The sequence below is a fragment of the Brevundimonas sp. GW821-FHT10A07 genome (assembly GCF_059415785.1).
This window is the reverse complement of sequence record NZ_JBWKNX010000022.1, coordinates 40,655-62,979: the sequence shown is the minus strand read 5'-3', so window position 1 is coordinate 62,979 and position 22,325 is coordinate 40,655. Positions and strand designations below refer to the sequence as shown.

Here is a 22,325-nt window from a genome sequence, read left to right as displayed (position 1 = left end):
CGATCCGCCCTTGCGTCGAGTGGCGCCAGACGGCTCGCGCCGGCCGCCTGCGCTGAAACCGGCCAGGCCCCGGAATGCCCGCCGATGTTGACCTCGCCCGGCGCTCAGCCCGGTCCCGGTTCGAAGACGACGGTGGTCCTTCCATGATGCCCTTCGGGGCGGAGGTGGATCTGGTCGCGCACGGAATAGAGGTAACCGGTCCCCAGCAGCCAGGCGAGAGCGATCGCCCCCGTGATCATCCAGCCGGTGCGATCGCGAGGCCCAGCCAACGCACCGCCGACGATGATGATTCCAAGGACCAGACCGTAGCCGTAATGGAGCGGCATCCGGTACGCCCCCAACAGGCCGAACGCGATAGACAGGGCAACGCCGGCGGCCACCAGACCGACGGCGACGGCCACCACGGCGTCACGCACGGGCTGCGGCTCCGCGGGCCGCCTCTGAGGACGAACGCGCCGCCGCTTGCCATAGCGACCTTCACGCCAACGGAGCTCGCGGCTTCGGATAGCGGAACGCTTGCCTGCCACGGCGTCAGCGCTTTCCGCCCGTGACCGGAGCATCCTCGTGGCGCGCGAGCATGACGTTCATGCGCACGATCTCGACATCCCGGCCCGCAATGATCTCTTCGGCGAGACTGCGGACCTCCGGCGCTTCGCCATGCTCAACGGCGATCCGCGCCATGGCGAGGGCCCCCTCCTGATTGGCGATCATGGCGCGCAGGAAATCGATATCGGCGTCGCCCGTGTAGTCGACGCTCATGTCGCGATGCATTTGCGCGTTCGCCTCGCGAAAGGCGCGGGTCGACGGGCTGTCAGCGGGGATCCCGCCATGGCTGGCCTCGGTGTCGATCGGGCGTGCGTCCATGGGAGGACGCTCGTCGATCACACCGGAAGGCTGCCGGGAAAGCAGGCCGAAGGTGAAGGCAGAGAGCGCGAGAAAGAGGGCGATGGCCGAAGCCCATCCGATCCGTTTCATGACGGTATCCTCGAATCTGCCGGTGCCCCCTGGCGAGCCACCGGTATTTCATTGGGGGTCCGGTCCCCTGCCGGGTCACGGTAGCCGAGCAGCCTCAGGGCGTTGATCACCACCAGCAGGGTCGAGCCTTCGTGAAGCGCCACGGCCGGACCGATGCCCAGTCCGAGGATGGTCGCCGGCACGAGGAAGGCGACGACGCCGAGGCTGACGTAGAGGTTCTGGCGAATAATGCCGCGGGTTCGTCGGCTCAGGCCGATGGTGAACGGCAGTTGGGACAGGTCGTCCGACATCAGGGCGACGTCCGCGGTCTCGAGCGCGACATCCGAACCGGCCGCGCCCATGGCGATACCGACCGTGGCCGTGGCCATGGCCGGCGCATCGTTCACCCCGTCGCCGACCATGGCGATCTTGCCATCCGCGCGCAGCCGTTTGATGGCGTCGACCTTGTCCTCGGGCATCAGATCGCCCCATGCCTCGGTCAGCCCGACCTGACCGGCGATGGCCTGGGCCGCCTTCTGGTGATCGCCCGAGATCATGATCATGCGCTGAACGCCCAGGGCCCGGAGCGCGGTGAGCGTCGTCCGCGCCGCGGCGCGGGGCGTATCGAGCAGGCCGATCACCCCGAGGTCGCGCGCGCCTCGCCGCACCACCATCAGGGTCCGCCCCTGCAGGCGCAACTGGGTGACGACGGCCGTCGCCTCATCTCCGAGGGCGGCCACGCCGTCGGCCCCGAACATCTCCGGCTTTCCGATCCAGATCGTCTCCCCGCCCAGTTCAGCGGTCACGCCCATTCCCGTGAGGCTCTTGAGATCGGTCGCGGCCGCAACGCCGGTGTCGCCCAATCTCTCGGCACCATCGCGCACAATCGCCTCCGCCAGCGGATGGTCGCTGAGCCGCTCAACGGCGATGGCGGTGGCCAGAAGGTCGGCCTCCTTGGTCCCGCGCACCGGCATGACCTCGGTGATGCGAGGCCGGCCCTCGGTCAGGGTGCCGGTCTTGTCGAAAGCGATCGCATTGAGCGAGCCGAGATTCTCCAGCGGCGCGCCGCCCTTGATCAGAACACCGGCGCGCGCGGCGCGCGCCACACCGGACAGGACGGCGCTGGGGGTGGCGATGGCAAGGGCGCAGGGGCTGGCCGCGACCAGCACGGCCATGGACCGGTAGAAGCTGTCGCGAAACGGCTCGTCGACCACCACCCAGGCGAACAGCAACACGAAGGCGAGCGCCAGCACCAGGGGCACGAAGATGCGCTCGAACCGGTCCGTGAAGCGCTGCGTCGGGGATTTTTGGGTCTCGGCCTCACTCACCATCCGCACCACCTTGGCCAAGGTGGTGTCGCTCGATTTGCGGGTCGTCTCGATCTCGATGGCGCCGGCGCCGTTGATGGTGCCCGCGAAGACCAGGGACGCCGGTCCAACCTGGGCCGGCCGGGCGCGGGCGGCGGCCGCGTCCGCGACCGGCTGCTTGTCGACCGGCATGCTCTCGCCGGTGACCGGCGCCTGATTGATGCTCGTCGTTCCTTCCACGACGAAGCCGTCGGCCGGAAGCCGTTCGTTCGGACGAACCACCACGGTGTCGCCGACCCGCAGATCCTCGACCGGAAGTTCGACGACCTGTCCGTCACGCCGCACATGGGCGGTTCGGGGCGCCAGTTCAGCCAGGGCCTCGATCGCACGCCTGGCCCGCCCCATGGCGTAGTTTTCAAGGGCGTGGCCGATGCTGAACAGGAACAACAGAAGGGCTCCCTCCGCCCACGCGCCGAGCGCCGCCGCGCCCGCCGCGGCGACGAGCATGAGGGTGTCGATCTCGAACCGCTTCTGCCGGAGGTTCTCGAACGCTTCACGGACGGTGAAGAGACCGCCGAAGCCGTAGGCGATGAGGTAGAGCGCGAGCGGGCCCCAGTCCGGAACGCCCGCCGCCAGTTTTTCGAGGGCGAAGCCCAGGCTCAGGGCTCCGCCGGAAGCCAGGGCGAAAATCACCTCGGTGTTGGGACCCAGAACGCCCCCGTGGCCATGTTCGTGGCCGCCACCCGCCCCTTCAGCATGGGCTTCGCTCTTCGGCCGTGCGATATCCTCAGACGTCATTCGACGGTCTCCTGACGGGCGTCTGCCGGCGTGGGTTCCGGCCAGCGCAGCACCTCCACGGCCTCAAGAGTGACGGGGCCGAGGTGTTCGAGATCGGACAGGGTTTCCAGAAACGCCCTGAGCCTGGATTCGCGGTCGAGCAGTTCGACGATCAGGGACTGGTCGTCGTCGAGCAGATGGCGGCGATGAAGGTGGGGCGTGTGGCCGAAACCCACGAGGGCTCGCAGGACCGTCGCGCCCGCCAGGCCGGCCGCCTGGGCGCGTTCGGTCACGATTTCGAAGACCTTGCGGTCGCCGAAATAGGCGGCCTCATCGGTATAGAGTCGCATCAGTTTGATCGGGTCGGGCATGATCGCCTCCTTGGATGGGGGATCCCCGCCGCCGATACGACGGCGGGGACCTGGACTATTCCGCCGGGACCGGCTCGATGGCCGGCATGTCGGTGGGTTTGGGACGTCGCCCCTCGGTGAGGCCGAGGACCAGCCGGCTCATGGCTGGCAGGACCAGCAACGTCAGCAGGGTCGCGGTGACCAGTCCGCCGATGACCACCATGGCCAGGGGTTTCTGCACCTCGGCGCCCGTGCCGTGAGCCAGGGCCATGGGCACGAAGCCGATGGCGGGCACCAGACCGGTCATGATGACCGGTCGCACCCGTTCCATGCAGCCCTCGATGATGGAGCGGGATAGCTCCATGCCGTCATCGAGCCGTTGCCGGATCGACGACATGACCACCAGGCCGTTCAACACCGCCACCCCGGCCAGGCAGATGAAGCCCACCGCCGCCGATACCGAGAAGGAGATGCCGGTAAGAGCCAGGGCGAAGACCCCGCCGGCGAGACCCAGAGGCACGGTCAGGAAGACCGCCACCGCGCGCCCGAATGTGCCGACCGCGAGGAACAGCACCGCGAAGATGGCCAGGAAGCAGATCGGCACCACCAGCGACAGACGGTCGGAGGCCGCCTTGAGGTTCTGGAACTGGCCACCCCATTCGATCCAGGAGCCGGCCGGCAGAGCGACGGCCTCGACCCTGGGCATAGCTTCCCTGACGAACGATCCCACGTCCCGGCCGCGCACATTGGCCTGGACCACAACACGGCGCTTGCCGTTCTCACGGCTGATCTGGTTCAAACCCTCCGTGAAGTTGAACGACGCCACCTGACGCAAGGGTACGGAGCTGCGGGTTCGACCTTCCTGTTCAGGCAGCATGACCGGGATCGCGCCGATGGCGTCGAGATCATTGCGACTGGCGCCGGGAACCCTGACCACCACATCGAAGCGGCGATCGCCTTCGAACAGCTGCCCGGCCTCGCGACCGCCCATGGCGGCGGCGACCGTGTCGGCCACCTCCTCCACGGTCAGGCCGAAGCGCGCGATGGCGGGTCGGTCGAAGGTCACATCCAGCGACGGCGCGCCGTCGGTCTGTTCGACCTTGACGTCGGCCGCGCCCGGCGTGGCGTTCAACTGCGCCGCGATCTGGTTGGCGGTGGCGGTCAGCTTGTCGAGATCGTCGCCATAGATCTTGATGGCCACGTCGCCACGCACGCCGGCGATCAGTTCGTTGAACCGAAGTTCGATCGGCTGGCTGAGCTCATAGCCTTGCCCCACCTGGGCGTTGGCCGCGGCCTCCACCCGTTCGATCACGTCTTCCTTGTTGTCGACACCCTCCGGCCATTGATCCTGCGGCTTCAGGATGATGAAGCCGTCAGAGATGTTGGGCGGCATCGGATCGGTGGCGACCTCGGCGGTGCCGGTCTTGGAGAACATGACCTCGACCTCGGGCAAGGCGGTCACCGCACTCTCGACGCCGCGCTGCATCCGGATGGACTGCTCAACCGCAGTCGACGGCACGCGCTGGGAAGCCATCGCCAGATTGCGTTCATCAAGCGTTGGGATGAACTCCTGGCCGAGCATGGTGAAGATCACCCCCGCCACGGCGAACAGGGCCAGCCCGCCGCCGACGAACGGCCAGGGACGGGCCACGGCCCGGTGCAACACGGGTTCGTATTTCGCCTTGATCCAGCGGATGACGAACACGTCCTTCTCGGAGACCTTGTTGCGCATCACCAGGGCGACCATGGCCGGGATGAAGGTGATGGACAGGATGAAGGCGGCGACGAGCGCGAGCATCAGGGTAATGGCCATGGGTGAGAAGGTCTTCCCCTCGACGCCCTGGAAGGTCAGCAGCGGCGCAAAGACCAGCAGGATGATGGCCTGGCCGTAGACCGTCGGCTTGATCATCTCCTGGGTGGCGATGGTGGTCTCCTCGAGCCGTTCACGCAGGCTGAGGAGGCGCCCCTCATGTTGCTGGCGTTCGGACAGCCGTCTCAGGCAGTTCTCGATGATGATGACGGAGCCGTCGACGATCAGGCCGAAATCGAGCGCGCCGAGACTCATCAGGTTTCCCGACACCCCGAGGTAGTTCATGCCGATGGCGGTCATGAAGAACGAGATCGGGATGATCGCCACCGCGATCAGGGCGGCGCGGACATTGCCGAGCAGCAGGAACAGGGCGATGGCGACCAGGATGGCGCCCTCGATCAGGTTGCGCTGGACGGTTGAGATGGTGGCGTTGACGAGCTTGGAACGGTCCAGAACCGGGGTGACCTTGATCCCCGGCGGCAGGGATCGAACGGTCGCTTCCAGTTGTTCGCCGACCGAGCGCGCGACGGTACGGCTGTTCTCCCCGATCAACATCAGGGTGGTGCCGATGACGACCTCGTGGCCGTTCATGGTCGCCCCGCCGGTCCGCAAATCGCCGCCGAGACGCACTGTGGCGATATCGCGAACGGCGACGGGAACGCCGCCGCGCGTGGCGACGATGGCTTCCTCGATCTGGCTGAGGCTGCGGATGCGCGCGTCGGCGCGCACCAGATAGGCTTCTCCCCCGCGTTCGACGAAATTGGCGCCGACCGAAAGGTTCGCGGCTTCCAGCCCCTCCGCCAGTTCGCTGTAGGACACGCCGTACTGGGCCAGGCGCGTGGGGTCCGGTTCGACCACATACTGTTTCTCGAAGCCGCCGATGGTGTCGACGCCGGCGACGCCGTTCACCGTCCGCAGCTGCGGCGCGATGATCCAGTCCTGCACGGTCCTCAGATAGGCCGCGCGGGAGACGTCGTCGGCCAGCCGGTCGCCCTCGGGCGTCAGGAACGACCCATCGGACTGCCAGCCCGGCTGACCGTTGCGCACTGTCGCGCCGCGACCGCCCGGGTTCTCGTAGTCGATGGCGTACATAAAGACTTCGCCCAGACCCGTCGTCACGGGTCCGATCTGGGGCTGGACTCCGGCCGGCAAGCTTTCCTGGGCCTGGACGAGGCGTTCGCTGACCTGCTGGCGCGCGAAATACAGGTCGACATTCTCGTCGAAGATCACGGTGACCTGGGAGAAGCCGTTGCGCGACAGGGATCGGGTCGATTGCAGGCCGGGAATACCGGCCATGGCGGTCTCGACCGGGAAGGTGACGCGTTTCTCGATCTCAACGGGCGAAAGCGAGGCGTCGGAGGTGTTGATCTGCACCTGGTTGTTGGTGATGTCGGGCACGGCGTCGATCGGCAGCTGGGTCAACTGCCAGGCGCCGTAGGTGGAGACGACCAGCACGAGGGCGATGATGATCCATCGCGCCCGTACCGACAGGGCCATGAGGTTGGCGATCATGATCTAGTGCTCCACTTCGCCGGCGCCCAGCGCGGCCTTCAGCAGGAAGGCGTTGCGGGTCGCCACCGTCTGACCGGCCCGGAGCCCGGATGTGATCTGGGCCCGTCCGGCGCTGCGCTGGCCGACAATGACCGGCACGGCCGTAAAGCCGGAGGCGGACCGCACGAACACCACCTCCTGGCCCTCGACGGTCTGGATGGCTTCCTCGGGCACCGAGACGCCGTCGGTCGTCCGAGCGTCGCGTGTGAAGATTCTTACGGCGATCGCCTGACCGGGACGCAAGCCCCCGACCCCGGACACATTGAGCAGAACGGTGGCGGCGCGGCTTTGCGCATCCACGCCCGGCGTGATCGATCGCACCGTGGCCTGTACCTCCCCTTCGGGCAGGGTGATGGAGGCCCGGTCACCCGGCGCAATGCGGTTGGCGTCATCGGCGGAGACCGCTGCCTGGATCTGAATCTCGCTGGAGTTGGCCACGCGGAACAGTTCGGTGCCGGCGTTCACGAAGGCGCCCAAGGTCGCGTTGGAGACGGTCACCCGGCCACTGATCGGGCTGACGACGCCCGTACTGCGGCCGTCGCCGGAGACCCGCGCGGCGGCGGCGGCGGATGAGGTCCGCCGCGCCTCCGCCTCGGCCTCCGCCAGGACGGTCTGGGCCGCTTCCAGATCCTGCCGGGCGGTAATCTGGGCGTCGAACAGGCGCTGCTCACGGGCCAGAGCCTGCCGGGCCGCGGTCAGCCGGGCCTGGGCCGTCGCCCGTTCGGCGGCGATCGCGGAGGCTTCGCGGCTCTCGATAAGCGCGACGGTCTGGCCCGCGCGGACGCTGTCGCCGAGGCGAAGCGAGACACCGGTGATCACCCCGTCGGCGCGGGCCGCCAGAACGGCCTCGCCCCTGGGCGTCCCCACGACGGTACCCTGGGCCACGATCTCGGCGCTGAGCGAACCGCTGCCGACGGGCGCCAGGACGATGCCGGCCGCCTGAATGCGGGCGGCGTCCATTTCCAGAGCCTCGCCGGCGCCATGGCTTTCTTCCGCCCCGGCGGCGGCTTCCGGTGCGGCATCCGCACCGCGGGTCATGCTCGAGACCGCGTAACCGCCGCCCAGAACCAGGACCGTCGCGGCCGCTCCCGCCAGGAGGCGTTGTTTGTTGGTCAATCTCTTCATCGGGCGGATCCTTCGGTTTCGGAGGCGCGGGTCAGGGCGGCGACGGCTTGCGCCCGCTCCAGCTCGGCGGTGATCATGGCGGCCTGAACGGTGTTGAGCGCCTGTTCGGCGTCCAGCACGTCCAGCAGGGTGAAGCGGCCGGCCGAGAAGCCTTCGCGAGCGATGCGTACGGCTTCGATCGCCTCGGGTTCGGCCTGGTTTTCAAGGAAGGCGAGTTGCGCCTCAGCCGTGCGAAGCGCGGCCTGGGCGTCACGCGTCCGCCGGATAGCGGCGGCGAGGGCGGCGTTGCGGCGGGCTTCGGCCCCGGTCCGCTCGGCGTTGGCCGCGGCAATATTGCCCTGGTTGCGGTCGAACAGACCCAACGGCATCGACGCGCCGAATACCAGGGCGGTATCGTCCGTTCCGCGGAACTGGCGCGCGCCGACGCTCACCGTCACATCGGGCCGCGACAGGGTGCGTTCGCGATCAATGACGGCGATCGAGGTGGCGACCTCCGCCTCGGCGAGGCGTACGTCGAGCGCGTCGACCGGATCGATAACGGCGGCCGAGGTCGACGCCGTTTCCGGACCCGTCGGATCGGGCAGATCCTCGCTCCCGCCCCAGAGCGCGGCGAGCGCCCGCTGGGCTTGCGCATATTCGGCCTCGGCGGCCCGGACCCGGCCCACGGCTTCAAGAGCCGCCGTGCGCGCCCGCAGGGCACGAAGCGGCGGCTCGCGGCCCGCGTCGACCAGTTCAGTGGCGATGGTCTGCAGATTGTCGGCCCGCACGAACTGGTCACGGGCGAGTTCGACCCGTCGACTGTCGGCCCACGCTTCAGCATAGGCGTCACGCACCTGTTGCTGCAGATCGGCGCGAGCGACCCCGAGACGCAGCCGCGCGACGTCCACCTCGGCCCGGGCGGCGCGCTCGCGCGCAGGCCGCTTTCCGCCCAGTTCAAATCTCTGTCCGACGCTCAGCGTGCTCTCGGCTTCGTTCAATCCGGAAAGAGCGCCGGTGCCGGAAAAATTCTCGACGGAGAGGTCAAGCTCCGGGTTCGGCCTGAAACCGGCCTGCCGGGCTCGACCGAGGGCGACGGCAACGTCGGCTTCAGCGGCCGCCAGAGTGGGCGAAGAGGCCGCGGTGCGCGCCAGCGCATCGGCCAGGGTGACGGGTTCGGCAAGGGCTGACCCTGGAGCCAGTATGGCCAGGGTCGCCGCGAATGTGATCGCGGCTCCGCCGGCCGCGGTGCGCGGCAGACGGCAATTTGTGGATAGCATGGTCCTGTTTCCCGGATGGTTGACGTGGAAGGCGCGCGTGAGCGCGCGAACCCGTCAGCCTCTGGGAGGGCGGTCCGGTCCGGTGGGTTTGCGAGACGCGAGCCGATCAGTCGACGGCAACACGGGGTCGCGACCGTCCGTCGTCGGGGTCAGGGCTTCAGGTGTATGGCTGGTCGCCGCAGAACTGTGATGGCAGTGGCCATGCGCGCAGATCGCATGCTGGTCGGGTCGGTCGTTGTCGTCCGAATCAGGATCGGCCGAAGAGTCGGCGAGCCGTTCCGAAGCGTGGGCGGTCGCCGCTTCGGGGGCGCAGGTGGCGGCCTCAGCAGCGGAGATCAGGACAAACAGGGCCAGAAACGACGCAAGCAGCGCCGCCATCCAACCGTGCCTGGCCGAGGACAATCCCATGGCGCTCCATAACACGGTCTGACGCGTCTGCAATCGCACCATCGTCGCAGGCCAGTGTGTCGGATCCTTGCGCCGGATCATGGTGATCGATCACGCGGGCTGCACGCGGCGGGGCGTTCGTGGCGCCCGTGGGACTAACCACGTTTGGCGAATTATCGCGGGGAGACATCCAAATTCGCCGGCCTGGCGAGATGCAAGGAAACCGGGTGCTCATGGATCGGGTGCCGAGATGGACGGGACGAGCAACCGGCAGGCCGCCCCCCAGTCGTCGCCGCGCCCACCCTCCCTACCCCGTTCCCCCGGCACCGCACCCTCATAACGTGACAACTGCAGCGGCCCGGCCCTCGGCGCGGTGCAATGCCGCGTCAACTTGGCCGTTGCCACACCCGGCGACGCGCTTTATGGCCCGAAGCAGGAGCCCCCATTGTCCCGATTGTTTCGCACCCTTTGCGTGAGCTTTTGCGCCGCCTTGTTGGCGGTGACGAGCCTCTATGGGGCGTCACAGACCGGGCATCGGATCGCCCATACGTTCGACTGGCCGCCGATCGCCTCCCCCGGCAGCGCGTTCGATGCGGACCACGACCCGCTTCACGTCCATGTCGCGCCCAAGCCTGCGACCGGGACTGACGCAGCCGGCGGCGAAGACCCGGATACCAGCGAGACCCGACCCACGGGTCATCACCACGCCGCGACCGGCGACAGCCCGAACGCCGTCCCGGAAGCCGGCAACGGCGTGAAGGCGATCCTTCGATCGACCACAGGTCAGCATTGGTCCGCCGGCGATCCGTCGCGGCCGAACCACGACGGCGACGGCCCCGAATATCCTCCGAAACGGATGCGCACGGTCATCTGAACCTGCGCAGCCTTTCGGCTGCGCGCGCAATCTGTTTCCCGGAGATATCCTTGAAAACCCCGAATGCCGGCGCTGCCGGATCGTGGGCGCGCATGGCGGCCGTTTCGGCGCTTGCGCTCTCGCTGGCGGCCCTGCCGTCTCATACCGCCCTGGCGCAGCAGCCGCCCCTCACTGCCGTGGACGCGCCGGCCCTGTCGTTGCTCGACGCCCTCGCGCGGGCCGCCGACGTCGACCCGGCGCTCGCCGGGGGTGAAGCCCGCGCCCGCGCCGGCGATGCCGCCGTGCGTCAGGCCGATGTCCGCCCCAACCCGAGCCTTGGTCTGATGGTCGAGAACCTGCCCACACTGGGCGGGGGCAATATCATCGACCGAACCGAAACGACCCTGTCCTACGAGCAGCGTTTCGAGCGGGGCGGCGACCGGCCGGCGCGCGTGGCCCTGGCGCGCGGTGAAGCCGCCGTGGTCCAGGCTGAAGCTGCCGTTCGGCGACTAGACCGGCTGGAGCAGGTGCAGCGCGCCTGGGTCGACGCCCTGGCCGCCGGAGCCGAGCTGGAGATCGCTCGCGAGCGACTGGCGTTGGCGGAACGCTTTCAGGCGGAAGTGCAGCGCCGCGTGAACATGGCCCGCGACCCCCTGTTCGCGGGCGCTCGCGCCGAGGCCGAGCTGGCGCAGGCCCAGATCGATTTTGATCAGGCCGGGATTGAGGCCCGGCTGGCCCGCGCCACGCTCGGACGCTTCTGGATCGGCACCTCGACCTTCTCGCTTGATCCTGCCGATTTCGAGGACACCAGCGCCGCGCGCAAGGCGGCCGGCCCCGCCTCCGAGATCGATCTCGCGGTGCTGTCGGCGCAGCGCGATGTCGCCATGGCCCGGGTTCGGGTTGAACAGGCCCGCGCCATGCCGGACGCCACCGTCAGTGTCGGCGTGCGGCATTTCTGGGAGGGCCAGGACCTCGGTCTGGTGGTCGGCGGCTCCATCCCGCTCGGTCGTTTTGACCGCAATGAGGGGGCCATCGAACGGGCCAGGTTCGAGGGGGTCGCGGCCGAGGCCGACATGGCCGCGCTTCGGCTGGACCGGGAACGCGAGATCGCGCGGCTTCAGGTGCTGCTCGCCTCACGGGCGATGGAAGCACAGCGGATCGCCGAGGAGACCCTGCCCCAGGCCGAGCGCGCCGTCGTTCTCGTTCGCGAAGGTTTCGCGCGCGGCGGCTTCACCTACAACGACGTGATCTCCGCCCAGACGGCGCTGCTCGCGACCCGGGCCCGGCGTGTCGCCGTTCTCAAACAGTTTCACATTGATCGCGCCCGCCTTGACCGGCTGACCGGCGCGCATGCCCCCCTGCTGGGCCTGGAGATCCGTTCATGACCCGTCACACCCCATCGCGGCGCATCATCGCCGCCGCCCTGTTTGCCGTTGCCGTCGTCGTCTCCGCCTGCGGTCCCGGCGGTTCAGCGGAAAAAGCCGAAGGCGAGGTCGCAGCGGGCGACTATGAGCGTGGCCCCCATCGCGGACGGATGCTGCGAGACGGTGATTTCGCACTGGAGGTCACCATCTATGAGGATGGTCCGGAGCCACTGTTCCGGCTCTATCCCTATCTCAAGGACAAGCCCCTCGATCCGCGCCAGGTCCAGGCCAGCATCACCCTGGGTCGACTGGGTCCCAAGACCGACCGGTTCGTCTTCACCGCCGAGAACGATTACCTCGCGGCCCCGGGCGTGGTCTTCGAGCCCCACTCCTTCGACGTGACAGTCGCCGCCGCCCATGCCGGACGCCAGCACCGCTGGAGCTATGAGTCCTATGAAGGGCGCACCATCATCACCGCCGATGCCGCCCGGGCGGGCGGCGTAACCACCCAGAGAGCCGGCGGAGCAGTCCTGGGCGAGAGCCTGCCGCTGAGCGGCCGGGTCGAGATCACGCCGGAGGGCCAGAGCGAGGTCCATGCCCGCTATCCCGGTCGCGTCATGGCCATGTCGGTCCAGCTCGGCGATCGCGTCCGGCGTGGACAGGTCCTCGCCCGGGTCGAATCCAGCGAAAGCCTGCAGACCTATTCCGTCACGGCCCCGATTTCGGGGATGATCACGGCCAAGAATGCCAACCCCGGAGCCATTACCGGCAATGGCGAGCCGATGCTGACCATCGGCGATCCGACCCGTCTGCACGCCGAGTTCTTCCTCTATCCGCGCGACGCAGAGCGCGTCCGGGTCGGGCAACGCGTGGAGGTCACAAGCCTGGCCGGGGATCACCGCGCGCTCGGCGTCATCGAGGCCGTGCTGCCGTCCAGTGACCCCATGAGCCAGACACTGGTCGCCCACGTCGCGCTCCCCTACCAGGGCGGCGTCTGGCGGCCGGGTCTGGGGGTCAGCGGCACGGTCCAGGTCGGTCAGGGCGAGGTGTCGCTGGCGGTCCAGACCAAGGCCATCCAGCCGTTCCGGGATTTCCAGGTCGTCTACGCCAGGGTCGGCAACACCTATGAGGTGCGGATGCTCGAACTGGGGCGTCGAACCGACGAATGGACCGAGGTCCTCGGCGGGCTTGAACCCGGAACCGAATACGTCGTCGACGGTGCCTTCCTCATTCGCGCGGACATCGACAAGTCCGGCGCGAGCCATGACCACTAGGGGGCGCGACCATCATGCTTGAACGCATCATCGCGCTGTCGATCCGGTTCCGCTGGGTCGTCATGGCGCTCGTCCTTCTGGCCTGCGCGGTCGGGGTCTGGAGCTTCCAGCGCCTGCCCATCGACGCCACGCCCGACATCACCAACGTCCAGATCCAGATCAACACCGAGGCTCCCGGCTATTCGCCCCTGGAGGCCGAGCAACGCATCACCTTCCCTGTCGAGACGGCGGTGGCGGGCGTGCCCGGCCTGCAATATACGCGCTCGGTCTCACGCTACGGGTTGAGCCAGGTCACCGTCATCTTCGACGACGGCACCGACATCTATTTCGCGCGCCAACTGGTCAACGAGCGGCTGCAGAACGCGCTCAGCCAGCTTCCCCCCGGCGTCACGCCCGAACTCGGCCCGATCGCAACAGGCCTGGGCGAGATCTTCATGTATACGATCGACGCCGCGCCGGACGCCCGTCGTCCGGACGGCCAGCCCTATACGACCGAGGATTTGAGAACCCTGCAGGACTGGGTGATCCGGCCCCAGTTGCGCAACACCAAGGGCGTCACCGAGGTCAATACGATCGGCGGTTACGAGCGCCAGTATCATGTGACGCCCCAGCCCGAACGACTGTCGGCCTATGGCGTGACCATGGCCGAAGTCGTCGATGCGCTGAACAACAACAACGCCAATGTCGGGGCCGGCTATGTCGAGCGCTACGGTGAGCAGTATCTGATCCGCGTGCCGGGCCAGGCTTCGACGACCGAGGATCTCGGCAGCGTCGTCATCGCCACCCGGGGCGGTGTTCCGATCCGGATCGCCGATGTCGCGGACGTGGGCATGGGCGAAGAATTGCGCACCGGAGCCGCGACCGAAGACGGCAAGGAGACCGTGCTCGCCACGGTCTTGATGCTGGCGGGCGAAAACAGCCGCGTGGTGGCCCGGGCTGCCGCCGTCAGTCTGGAACAGGCGGCGCGCGCGCTACCCGACGGGGTGACCGCATCGCCGGTCTATGACCGGACGGACCTGGTCGATCGCGCCATCCACACAGTTGAGAAAAACTTGCTGGAAGGTGCCCTGCTGGTCGTCGTCGTCCTGTTCCTGTTGCTCGGAAACATCCGCGCCGCCCTGATCACGGCGGCGGTCATCCCGATCACCATGCTGATGACCATAACCGGCATGGTGCGGACGGGGACCTCGGGCAATCTGATGAGCCTCGGCGCGCTCGACTTCGGCCTGATCGTCGACGGCGCCGTCATCATCGTGGAAAACTGCTTGCGCCGCTTCGGCGAGGCCCAGCACCGTCTGGGCCGTATCCTGACCCGGGAAGAACGATTTGATCTGGCGGCCTCGGCTTCCAGCGAGGTCATCCGGCCGTCGCTGTTCGGGATCCTGATCATCACCCTCGTCTATGTGCCGATTTTCGGCCTGACCGGGGTTGAAGGAAAGATGTTCCACCCGATGGCGATCACCGTCGTCATCGCCCTGACCGCCGCCCTCGTCCTGTCGCTGTCCTTTGTGCCTGCCGCGGTCGCGATGTTCGTCACCGGCAAGGTGGAGGAAAAGGACAGCTTCGTAATGCGCTGGGCCCGGGTCGGCTATCAGCCGGCGCTGGACTTCGCGCTGAAGACCCGGGGTTTGATGATCGGCATCGCCGTGGCGCTTGTCCTGCTGGCGGGCTTCGGCGCGTCGCGAATGGGTTCGGAGTTCGTGCCCAATCTCGACGAAGGCGACATCGCCATGCACGCGCTGCGCATCCCCGGCACCAGTCTGAGCCAGGCCATCCAGATGCAGACCGCGCTGGAGGCCCGCATCGCCGCCTTCCCGGAGGTCGAGCGGGTCGTGGCCAAGATCGGCACTGCCGAAGTCGCCACCGACCCGGTGCCGCCTTCGGTCGCCGACACCTTCATCATGCTGAAGGACCGCTCCGACTGGCCCGATCCGAGAAAGCCGCGCGGTCAGCTTGTTGAGGAGATGGAAGCCGCCGTGAACGAAATCCCCGGCAGCAAATATGAGTTCACCCAGCCGATCCAGATGCGGTTCAACGAACTGCTTTCGGGCGTGCGCGCCGATGTCGCCATCAAGGTGTTCGGCGACGATCTGAACGAACTGCTCAGGCTCGGCGCCGAGATCGAAGGCATCGTCGCCGGCGTGGATGGCGCGGCCGATCCCCAGACCGAACAGGTCACGGGTCTGCCGGTGCTCCAGATCACACCCAACCGGGCTGCCATGGCGCGACTGGGTTTGAGCGTCAACGACGTCCAGTCGGTCATCTCCACCTCGATGGGCGGCACCACGGCGGGGCAGATTTTCGAGGGCGACCGGCGTTTCGACGTCGTCGTTCGCCTGCCCGAAGCGCTGCGATCCAACACCGATGCGATCGGTCGCCTGCAGATACCCCTGCCGGCGGGCGAGGGACAGGCGCGTCAATTCGTGCCCCTGGCCGAGGTGGCGACGATCGAGCTTGCGGTCGGTCCCAACCAGATCAGTCGCGAGAACGGCAAGCGACGGATCGTGGTCACCTCCAACGTGCGCGATCGCGACCTGGGCTCATTCATCGGGGAAGTGCAGGAGCGGGTCGAGACCGAGGTGACGATCCCCGCCGGCTACTGGGTCACCTATGGCGGTACGTTCGAACAGCTCATCTCGGCGGCGAAACGGCTTCAGGTCGTGGTGCCGGCTGTGCTGCTGCTGATCTTTGGCCTGCTGTTCGCCCTGTTCCGCTCGTGGAAGGACTCGGCCATCGTCTTCTCCGGCGTGCCCCTGGCGCTCACCGGCGGGGTGGCCGCCCTGATGATGCGTGATCTGCCGCTATCGATCTCGGCGGGCGTCGGCTTCATCGCCCTGTCCGGGGTCGCTGTGCTCAACGGCGTGGTCATGGTCAGCTTCATCCGGGGCCTGATCGAAGAGGGCAAGCCGATCCCCACGGCTATCCGCGAAGGCGCATTGACCCGTCTGCGGCCTGTGCTGATGACCGCCCTGGTCGCCAGCCTGGGCTTCGTGCCCATGGCGCTCAACGTCGGGACCGGGGCCGAGGTCCAGCGTCCGCTGGCCACGGTGGTCATCGGCGGGATCATCTCGTCGACCCTGCTGACCCTGCTCGTACTCCCGGCGCTCTACAGCCTCGTCCACGGCCGCGACCGGACCGAGGATCGTCCCCGTCCCGCCTGGCTCGACCACCTGCCGTTCCGCGTCAAGCGGAGGCGGTTCTGACCGTCCGCCGCTCCACACCCTCCCCGAACTCCGGAAAGGTTCTCATGACAGTTGCCTATCGCCGGGATCCCTGGTCCTGGCTCAAATCACCCGCAATGGCGCTGGCCGCCATCCTGCTCTTCTTTCTCATCGACGGAGCCCTGGGCCAGGCCCTGGCCCATGGCGTGGCCGAGGGCGACAAGGGCTATATCCAGGAGACATCCGGCTTCCTGTTCTGGCCATTCGTCTATCTCGGGGCCAAGCACATGGTCACCGGCTACGACCACCTGCTGTTCCTGTTCGGCGTGATCTTCTTCCTCTACCGAATGAAGGACATCAGCATCTATGTGACGCTGTTCGCCATCGGCCACTCGTCCACCCTGCTGCTGGGCGTGCTGACCGACATCAGCGTGTCCAGCTATCTGGTGGACGCGATCATCGGTCTGTCCGTCGTCTACAAGGCGCTCGACAACCTCGGCGCCTACCAGCGCTGGTTCGGCTTCCAGCCCTCGACCAAGGCCGCGACCCTGATTTTCGGCCTGTTTCACGGCTTTGGCCTGGCGACCAAGCTGCAGGATTTCCAGCTGTCATCCGATGGACTGATCGGCAACCTGATCGCCTTCAACATCGGGGTCGAGGCAGGCCAGCTTCTGGCCCTGGGCGCCATCCTCATCGTCATGGGTTTCTGGCGCAAGACGACCGGCTTCTGGCGTCATGCCTATGCCGCCAATGTCGTCCTCATGACTCTCGGCTTCATCCTGGCGGGCTATCAGCTCGTCGGCTTCTTCGTCACCTGATCGGAGACCTCTCATGCAAAACGCCAACAAGCCCGACCCGTCCGAACTGCCCTCGACCGGCAAGCTGTTGAAGTCCACGGCCTTGGCCGTCGTGGTCGCCGCCGGTCTGCTCGTCACGATCGTACTGCCCGCCGAATACGGCACCGATCCCACCCGGGTCGGATCGCTGCTCGGCCTGACGGAAATGGGCCGCATCAAGGTGCAGCTTGCTGCTGAAGCCAAGGCCGAAGAGGCGGGCCTCCAGCCGGCCGCCACGCCGCCCGCCGTCGCTGCGGCGCCGACCGCCGCAGTCACGCCCGCGGCGACTGCGCCCGGGGTCCGAACCGACGAGACCGTTCTCACCCTCGCCCCCGACCAGGGCGCCGAGATCAAGCTGGTGATGCAGGAAGGCGCTCGCGTCCGCTACGTCTGGTCAAGCAGCGGCGGGCGGATCAATTTCGACGTCCACGCCGACCGGCCCGGAACCTCCTATCATGGCTACAGCAAGGGATCGTCCCAGCGTGAGGAAGGCGACCTCACCGCCGCCTTCACCGGCAGTCACGGCTGGTTCTGGCGCAACCGCACCGGTGAGACGGTGACGATCACCCTGCAGACCACAGGCGCCTATACAGAGGTCAAGCGCGTGGTCTGATCTCCACGGCTCCTATCCCCTCGTCGTCGGCCAGCGGCTATGCCGTTCGTCGATGACGTAGGGGTGGGCATGGCCCGCTTCGCCGTCCAGCGCGTGGCCTTCCAGCAGGTGCGGATCATCGGGTTCGAGGTCATCATGACTGTGCGGCACGGTATCCGGATCATGCGCCGGCCAGATCAGCAGCCCCAGGATCGTGCCCGAGGCGCACAGGCCCGCCAGGACCAGAAAGGCTGCACCGGGATCAACCGCCGCACTGACCAGACCCGCTACCGGATAGGCGATCAGCCAGCAGCCGTGCGACAGGGCGAACTGGGCGGCGAACAACGAGGGTCGGTCAGCGGCGTTGGATGACCGCCGCAGCGCCCGGCCGGCCGGTGTAATCGTCAGCGAATAGCCGAAGCCCATGGCCACCCAGAGCGCCAGCAAGGCCGGGTAACTGGCCGCGACCCACGGACCCGCCAGCAGCACCAGCGTCATGAGGGCGGCTCCCAGCACCATGGCGGACCGGTCCGAAAGCCGAACCAGCAGACGCGGCAGGATCACCGCCGCCGTCATCGATCCGCCGCCGAACGCCGCCAGCGCCCAGGCCGTCGCCTGCTCCGACATGGCGAAGCGCGACTGCACCAGCACCACGGTATTGACGAACACCATCGCCCCGCCCGCCGCCGTCGCCAGACTGATCGCGAGCAGACCCCGAAGGCGCGGCGTCAGCGCGAACAATCGGATGCCCCCGGTCAGGCGTTGCAGGAAGGGCCGAGGCTGGGCCGTGCTCAGCGCCGGCAAGACCGCGCTGACGACGAACAGCGCCGAAACGACAAAACCGACCGCCGTCCCCGCGAACAGATTGTTGTAGCTCATCACCGCCAACAGCAACGCCGCCAGCACCGGACTGGCGACGCTCTCCAGATCGGCTGCCAGCCGCGAGAGCGACAGCGCCTTGGTGTATTCGGCCTCGTCCGGAAGCAGGTCGGGGATCATGGCCTGGAAGGCCGGAGTGAAGGCGGCCGAGGCGACATAGAGCACGGTCATCAGCCCGTAGATCTGCCAGGCTTCACCGACGAATGGCAGGCTGACCGCGACCCCGGCCCGCACCACGTCGAGAGAGACCAGCAGCGTCTTCCTCGGCAGTCTCGCCGCCAGGGCGCTCGCGAATGGCGCCACGCCGATATAGGCGACCATCTTGATCGCCAAAGCAGCCCCAAGGATTTCCCCGGCGCTCGCCCCCGCCAGATCGTGGGCCAGCAGCCCGAGCGCGACGGTCGCCATTCCCGTCCCCAGCAGGGCCGAAACCTGGGCCATGAAGAGGTGCCGGTAGGCGGAGTGACGCAGGGGAGAAAACATCAAAGGGTCACCTGGGACGCCACGGAATCCCGGGCGATCCCGGAGGGCGGCTCCCCTTCGTCGAGTCTCGCATACGGTTGCAATATACTCTAGGGGAGTAACTATGGGACATACGGTCACCGGCAAGAAAAAACTCGTGGCGCGCATTCGACGCATCGCCGGCCAGTTAGCTGCGATCGAGAGAGCCATCGAAACCGAAACGGATTGCTCGCAGGTTCTCCAGCAGGTCGCGGCGGCGCGCGGTGCCATGGGCGGGCTGCTCAATGAACTGATCGAGGACCATCTGAGACACCACGTCTCCCATCCCGATCTGAGCGAGAACGACCGCCGGATCGGCACCGACGAGCTGATCGCCCTTATCCGCCGCTATTCCAGCTAGGCCAGGCAAATGAGCAGAACACGCTCTGAGGATACCGGCCGGCGGGCAAACCGGGATGCAGGATCCGGTATCGGTCCGGCCCTGGATACGATCCGGCCTCCACCCGCGCACAACGGGCCGCATGAGGCCGGCCCGGCTGAAATCGGCTACCACCATCCGGAGACGAGGCCGTGAGTTCCGATTCCCCCTGCACCGACGTCTGCCGCTTCGATGGTCGTACCGGCTGGTGCGTCGGCTGCGGCCGTTCGGTTCCGGAGATCCGTTCCTGGCGCAAAATGCAGCCACGGGCCCGACAGCTAATCCTCAAGGATCTCACGCGACGCCTGCGACGGCTGAAGGATCAGGGACGATCCCACGCCGATCTGCCCTCCGCGGCCCCCACCGATCTGGTTCAGAACCGGGAGAGATGACCGCGGGAGACGCGAACAGCACGCCCGGGCTTTGCCACGGGTCGAGCGCGCTCAGACCTGGCGGGCGCCTCGCGGTGATCGGGCGGTCGCGATCTCGCCTCCGGTCGCCCGGCTTCAGAGCGACGCGCCCACCGCCGCACCCACCGCGGAGGTGACCGCCATGGCCAGAGCGCCCCAGATCGCCACCCGCCCGGCCGCGCGCAACCGGCCTGCCCCGCCAGCGGCGGCGCCGATGGCCCCGAGTCCGGCGAGCGAAGCCAGCGCCCCGGTCGCCACGGCCGGCGCGACCCAGGTCGGGGGCGCTCCGAGAGCGATGAGGAGGGGCACTGCAGCGCCGACAGAGAAGGTCGCGGCCGACGTCAGGGCCGCCTGCGCCGGCCGCGCCTTCATTCCGGGAACCAGACCAAGCTCGTCATGGGCATGTGTGGCCAGCGCGTCATGAGCCGTCAACTGGCGGGCCACGTCGGCGGCCGTTTCTTCGGTGAGGCCGCGTCGGACATAGATGGCGGTGAGTTCGGCGACCTCAGCCTCGGGGTCGGCGGCGAGCTCGCCCGCCTCGCGCTCCAGATCTGCCGCTTCGGTATCCGCCTGCGAACTGACCGAGACGTATTCACCCGCCGCCATCGACATCGCGCCTGCGACCAGACCGGCGATCCCCGTCAGCAAAATGTCGCTGGGCCGCGCCGCCGCCGCGGTCACGCCGACGATGAGGCTGGCGGTGGAAACGATCCCGTCGTTGGCACCGAGGATCGCGGCCCGCAACCAGCCGATCCTCTCCACGAGGTGTCTTTCACTGTGCAACGGCATCCGCGGTCCCGATTTATCCGCGCTCCTTCAAGGCCGAAAGGTAGAGCGGGTCAATACGGTCAATAACCGCTTCTGGCGACAGGCAGTATTTCGATAATGCTTCTCATTTTTATAGTCGAATGTGTTTGAGGGTTTGGCAGGTTGATTGCGTATAAAGAAGTGAGGCCGTCACACCGGCGCATAAACCTTGGCCTGATTCCAGGAGACCGCTTGATGTCAACCGACCGAAGCCTGCTGACGAAGGCCCTTCACGGACTGCTGGCAGTCGCGGTGATCCACCAGCTTGTCATCATCAATTTCATGATCGCGCCCAAGCCCGGACGGCCCGAGAATTTCGCGTTTGAACTCCACGAATGGGTTGGACTGACCAGCCTCGGCCTGCTGCTGGCCTACTGGCTGTGGACCCTAGTCCGTCGGGGCGAGGTCCGCTTCAGTCTTTTGGTTCCGTGGTTCTCTCCGAAGGCGACTTTGGCCGTCTGGCAGGACTTCCGCCTCCACCTGTCCGTCTGGCGGCGTGGACGACTGCCTGACGTCGGCTCGCATCCTTTCGCCCATGCTGTCCACGGACTTGGCCTGATCGTCATGAGCGTCATGGCGGTGACGGGAACGATGAGCCTCATCTCCGTCCTTCCCGAACCGGTCCGAACCGCGGGCATGACCGTCCACGAGGCATCATCCAAGCTCGTCTGGGCCTATGTGATCGGTCACGCCAGTCTTGCGATCCTGCATGAAGTCGCGGGCCATCGGCTTTTTCGACAGATGTTCTGGTCACACTGACGAAGGGCCTTTGCTCCCGGCGTCCAGCCGCCGGAGGATCTCTGTCTGGATTTCGAGATGCCGGATGATCTCCTCCACCTCGAGCTCGGCCTTCTGATTGACGGCGAAGTCCTCATCGGCTCTGGCTTCAGCGTGACGCCCCTGAATATTCTGGCCCACCATGATCAACGGCATCAGGAGGATCTGGATAAGATTGGAGATGAACAGCCAGAGAACGAATCCCATCGGGGGGTCGAACCGGAGATGAATCGGGGCCAGCAGGTTCCAGCCGAGCCAGAGAACCGACCATGTGGCGATCATCAGGAAGAACCCCATGGTTCCGACCCGTGTCGTGATCGTGATGGCGAAGCGGTCGAGCGGAGACAGCTGCTGCCTGGCCTGATCGTTGATGTTCCGAAGGGCTGGCCGCCGTTGTCGGAGCGCTTTCAGGCCGAGCAGATGGGTGGGACGATGCATGATTATTCCTCGATAAGTATTCCAAACTCAGAGGCCTCACGACGATCAGGCCCCTCACGGTGAACCCGCATCAAGCGTGTTTCCAACTTGTAACCCGCGCGAGAGCATCGGCGAAGGTTGGCCGGCCTAGGGTTCGATCACGCCCGATGCTGGGCGAATGGAGACGTCACATGACTCGCAAGAAACTCATTGTCGGATTGTCGGCGGCGGCCCTGATCTCGGCCGCGGCCATCGGCGGAGTGGCGGTCGCCGCCAATCCAGGTCCGCCGGGCGAGAACGAGCGCGATGAGATCGCCGCCGTCAACGGCGCGCGCATTTCGCTGGCCCAGGCGGTCGCGATCGCGGAACGCCAGGGTTCGGGCAAGGCCATGGAGGCCTCGTTCGACGATGAGAGCGGCGGAAAGTGGGAAGTCGAGGTCGCCAGCGGCGACCGGGTGGCGACCTATGCCGTCGACATGACCAGCGGCGGCGTCAGCGCGGTCGCCGAAGAGGCCGACGAAGCCAATGACGGCCCCGAGGACAACGACTGACTACACC

The 22,325-nt window shown here is 67.2% G+C and carries 21 protein-coding genes; 10 read left to right on the top strand and 11 right to left on the bottom strand.

Annotated features, from left to right (window positions below; genetic code table 11):
• Nucleotides 1-104: 104 nt before the first annotated feature.
• The 8 genes from AC07NC_RS15885 to AC07NC_RS15850 form a co-directional block, all read right to left on the bottom strand.
• Nucleotides 105-416 (bottom strand): hypothetical protein, encoded by a 312-nt coding sequence (locus tag AC07NC_RS15885; protein ID WP_494570108.1) that lies wholly within the window; start codon nt 414-416, stop codon nt 105-107.
• Between the two features lie 115 nt (nt 417-531).
• Nucleotides 532-975, bottom strand: coding sequence for a DUF305 domain-containing protein (locus AC07NC_RS15880; RefSeq protein ID WP_494570107.1), 444 nt, complete (start codon nt 973-975; stop codon nt 532-534).
• Nucleotides 972-3,059 (bottom strand): heavy metal translocating P-type ATPase, encoded by a 2,088-nt coding sequence (locus tag AC07NC_RS15875; RefSeq protein WP_494570106.1) that lies wholly within the window; start codon nt 3,057-3,059, stop codon nt 972-974. The genes AC07NC_RS15880 and AC07NC_RS15875 overlap by 4 nt, the downstream gene beginning before the upstream one ends.
• Nucleotides 3,056-3,409 carry a DUF190 domain-containing protein gene (locus AC07NC_RS15870; protein WP_298747023.1) on the bottom strand — a complete coding sequence of 118 codons (354 nt, stop codon included), beginning with the start codon at nt 3,407-3,409 and terminating at the stop codon, nt 3,056-3,058. The genes AC07NC_RS15875 and AC07NC_RS15870 overlap by 4 nt, the downstream gene beginning before the upstream one ends.
• Before the next feature lie 55 nt (nt 3,410-3,464).
• Nucleotides 3,465-6,710 (bottom strand): efflux RND transporter permease subunit, encoded by a 3,246-nt coding sequence (locus AC07NC_RS15865; RefSeq protein ID WP_494570105.1) that lies wholly within the window; start codon nt 6,708-6,710, stop codon nt 3,465-3,467.
• 3 nt (nt 6,711-6,713) lie between these two features.
• A complete protein-coding gene (locus AC07NC_RS15860) occupies nt 6,714-7,874 on the bottom strand; it encodes an efflux RND transporter periplasmic adaptor subunit (RefSeq protein WP_494570104.1) in 1,161 nt (386 codons plus the stop codon).
• Nucleotides 7,871-9,130, bottom strand: a complete 1,260-nt coding sequence (locus AC07NC_RS15855) for a TolC family protein (protein WP_494570103.1) — start codon at nt 9,128-9,130, stop codon at nt 7,871-7,873. The genes AC07NC_RS15860 and AC07NC_RS15855 overlap by 4 nt, the downstream gene beginning before the upstream one ends.
• 54 nt (nt 9,131-9,184) lie before the next feature.
• A complete protein-coding gene (locus tag AC07NC_RS15850) occupies nt 9,185-9,619 on the bottom strand; it encodes a hypothetical protein (protein WP_494570102.1) in 435 nt (144 codons plus the stop codon).
• A 343-nt stretch (nt 9,620-9,962) separates the two neighbouring features.
• Between AC07NC_RS15850 and AC07NC_RS15845 the strand changes: the two genes are divergently transcribed.
• Genes AC07NC_RS15845 through AC07NC_RS15820 form a run of 6 tightly spaced genes read left to right on the top strand, consistent with a single transcriptional unit; the run spans nt 9,963 to nt 17,618 of the window.
• Entirely contained in the window at nt 9,963-10,391 is a 429-nt protein-coding gene (locus tag AC07NC_RS15845; protein ID WP_494570101.1) for a hypothetical protein, read from the top strand.
• Nucleotides 10,392-10,441: 50 nt separating this feature from the next.
• Nucleotides 10,442-11,755, top strand: coding sequence for a TolC family protein (locus AC07NC_RS15840; RefSeq protein ID WP_494570100.1), 1,314 nt, complete (start codon nt 10,442-10,444; stop codon nt 11,753-11,755).
• Nucleotides 11,752-13,008, top strand: coding sequence for an efflux RND transporter periplasmic adaptor subunit (locus AC07NC_RS15835; RefSeq protein WP_494570099.1), 1,257 nt, complete (start codon nt 11,752-11,754; stop codon nt 13,006-13,008). Before AC07NC_RS15840 ends, AC07NC_RS15835 begins: the two co-directional genes overlap by 4 nt.
• Nucleotides 13,009-13,022: 14 nt before the next feature.
• Nucleotides 13,023-16,211 (top strand): efflux RND transporter permease subunit, encoded by a 3,189-nt coding sequence (locus AC07NC_RS15830; protein WP_494570098.1) that lies wholly within the window; start codon nt 13,023-13,025, stop codon nt 16,209-16,211.
• 44 nt (nt 16,212-16,255) lie between these two features.
• Complete coding sequence (locus tag AC07NC_RS15825; protein WP_494570097.1) at nt 16,256-16,987, top strand: HupE/UreJ family protein; 732 nt, start codon at nt 16,256-16,258, stop codon at nt 16,985-16,987.
• Between the two features lie 13 nt (nt 16,988-17,000).
• Nucleotides 17,001-17,618 carry a transmembrane anchor protein gene (locus AC07NC_RS15820; RefSeq protein ID WP_494570096.1) on the top strand — a complete coding sequence of 206 codons (618 nt, stop codon included), beginning with the start codon at nt 17,001-17,003 and terminating at the stop codon, nt 17,616-17,618.
• A 12-nt stretch (nt 17,619-17,630) separates the two neighbouring features.
• Here AC07NC_RS15820 and AC07NC_RS15815 read toward each other — a convergent pair whose 3' ends face one another.
• Complete coding sequence (locus AC07NC_RS15815) at nt 17,631-18,959, bottom strand: MFS transporter (RefSeq protein WP_494570095.1); 1,329 nt, start codon at nt 18,957-18,959, stop codon at nt 17,631-17,633.
• 103 nt (nt 18,960-19,062) lie between these two features.
• On the opposite strand from AC07NC_RS15815, the gene AC07NC_RS15810 reads away from it, so the two are divergent.
• Together AC07NC_RS15810 and AC07NC_RS15805 are read left to right on the top strand one after the other, a co-directional pair.
• Nucleotides 19,063-19,338 (top strand): metal/formaldehyde-sensitive transcriptional repressor, encoded by a 276-nt coding sequence (locus AC07NC_RS15810; RefSeq protein WP_494570094.1) that lies wholly within the window; start codon nt 19,063-19,065, stop codon nt 19,336-19,338.
• Between the two features lie 170 nt (nt 19,339-19,508).
• Nucleotides 19,509-19,748, top strand: a complete 240-nt coding sequence (locus AC07NC_RS15805) for a DUF1289 domain-containing protein (RefSeq protein WP_494570093.1) — start codon at nt 19,509-19,511, stop codon at nt 19,746-19,748.
• Nucleotides 19,749-19,862: 114 nt separating this feature from the next.
• Here AC07NC_RS15805 and AC07NC_RS15800 read toward each other — a convergent pair whose 3' ends face one another.
• A complete protein-coding gene (locus AC07NC_RS15800; RefSeq protein ID WP_494570092.1) occupies nt 19,863-20,555 on the bottom strand; it encodes a VIT1/CCC1 transporter family protein in 693 nt (230 codons plus the stop codon).
• Between the two features lie 141 nt (nt 20,556-20,696).
• On the opposite strand from AC07NC_RS15800, the gene AC07NC_RS15795 reads away from it, so the two are divergent.
• On the top strand, nt 20,697-21,332 hold the full coding sequence (locus AC07NC_RS15795) for a cytochrome b/b6 domain-containing protein (RefSeq protein WP_494570091.1): 636 nt from the start codon (nt 20,697-20,699) through the stop codon (nt 21,330-21,332).
• Here AC07NC_RS15795 and AC07NC_RS15790 read toward each other — a convergent pair.
• A complete protein-coding gene (locus AC07NC_RS15790; protein WP_494570090.1) occupies nt 21,324-21,788 on the bottom strand; it encodes a DUF1003 domain-containing protein in 465 nt (154 codons plus the stop codon). The genes AC07NC_RS15795 and AC07NC_RS15790 overlap by 9 nt on opposite strands.
• Before the next feature lie 170 nt (nt 21,789-21,958).
• On the opposite strand from AC07NC_RS15790, the gene AC07NC_RS15785 reads away from it, so the two are divergent.
• Nucleotides 21,959-22,318, top strand: a complete 360-nt coding sequence (locus AC07NC_RS15785) for a PepSY domain-containing protein (protein WP_494570089.1) — start codon at nt 21,959-21,961, stop codon at nt 22,316-22,318.
• Nucleotides 22,319-22,325: the final 7 nt, after the last annotated feature.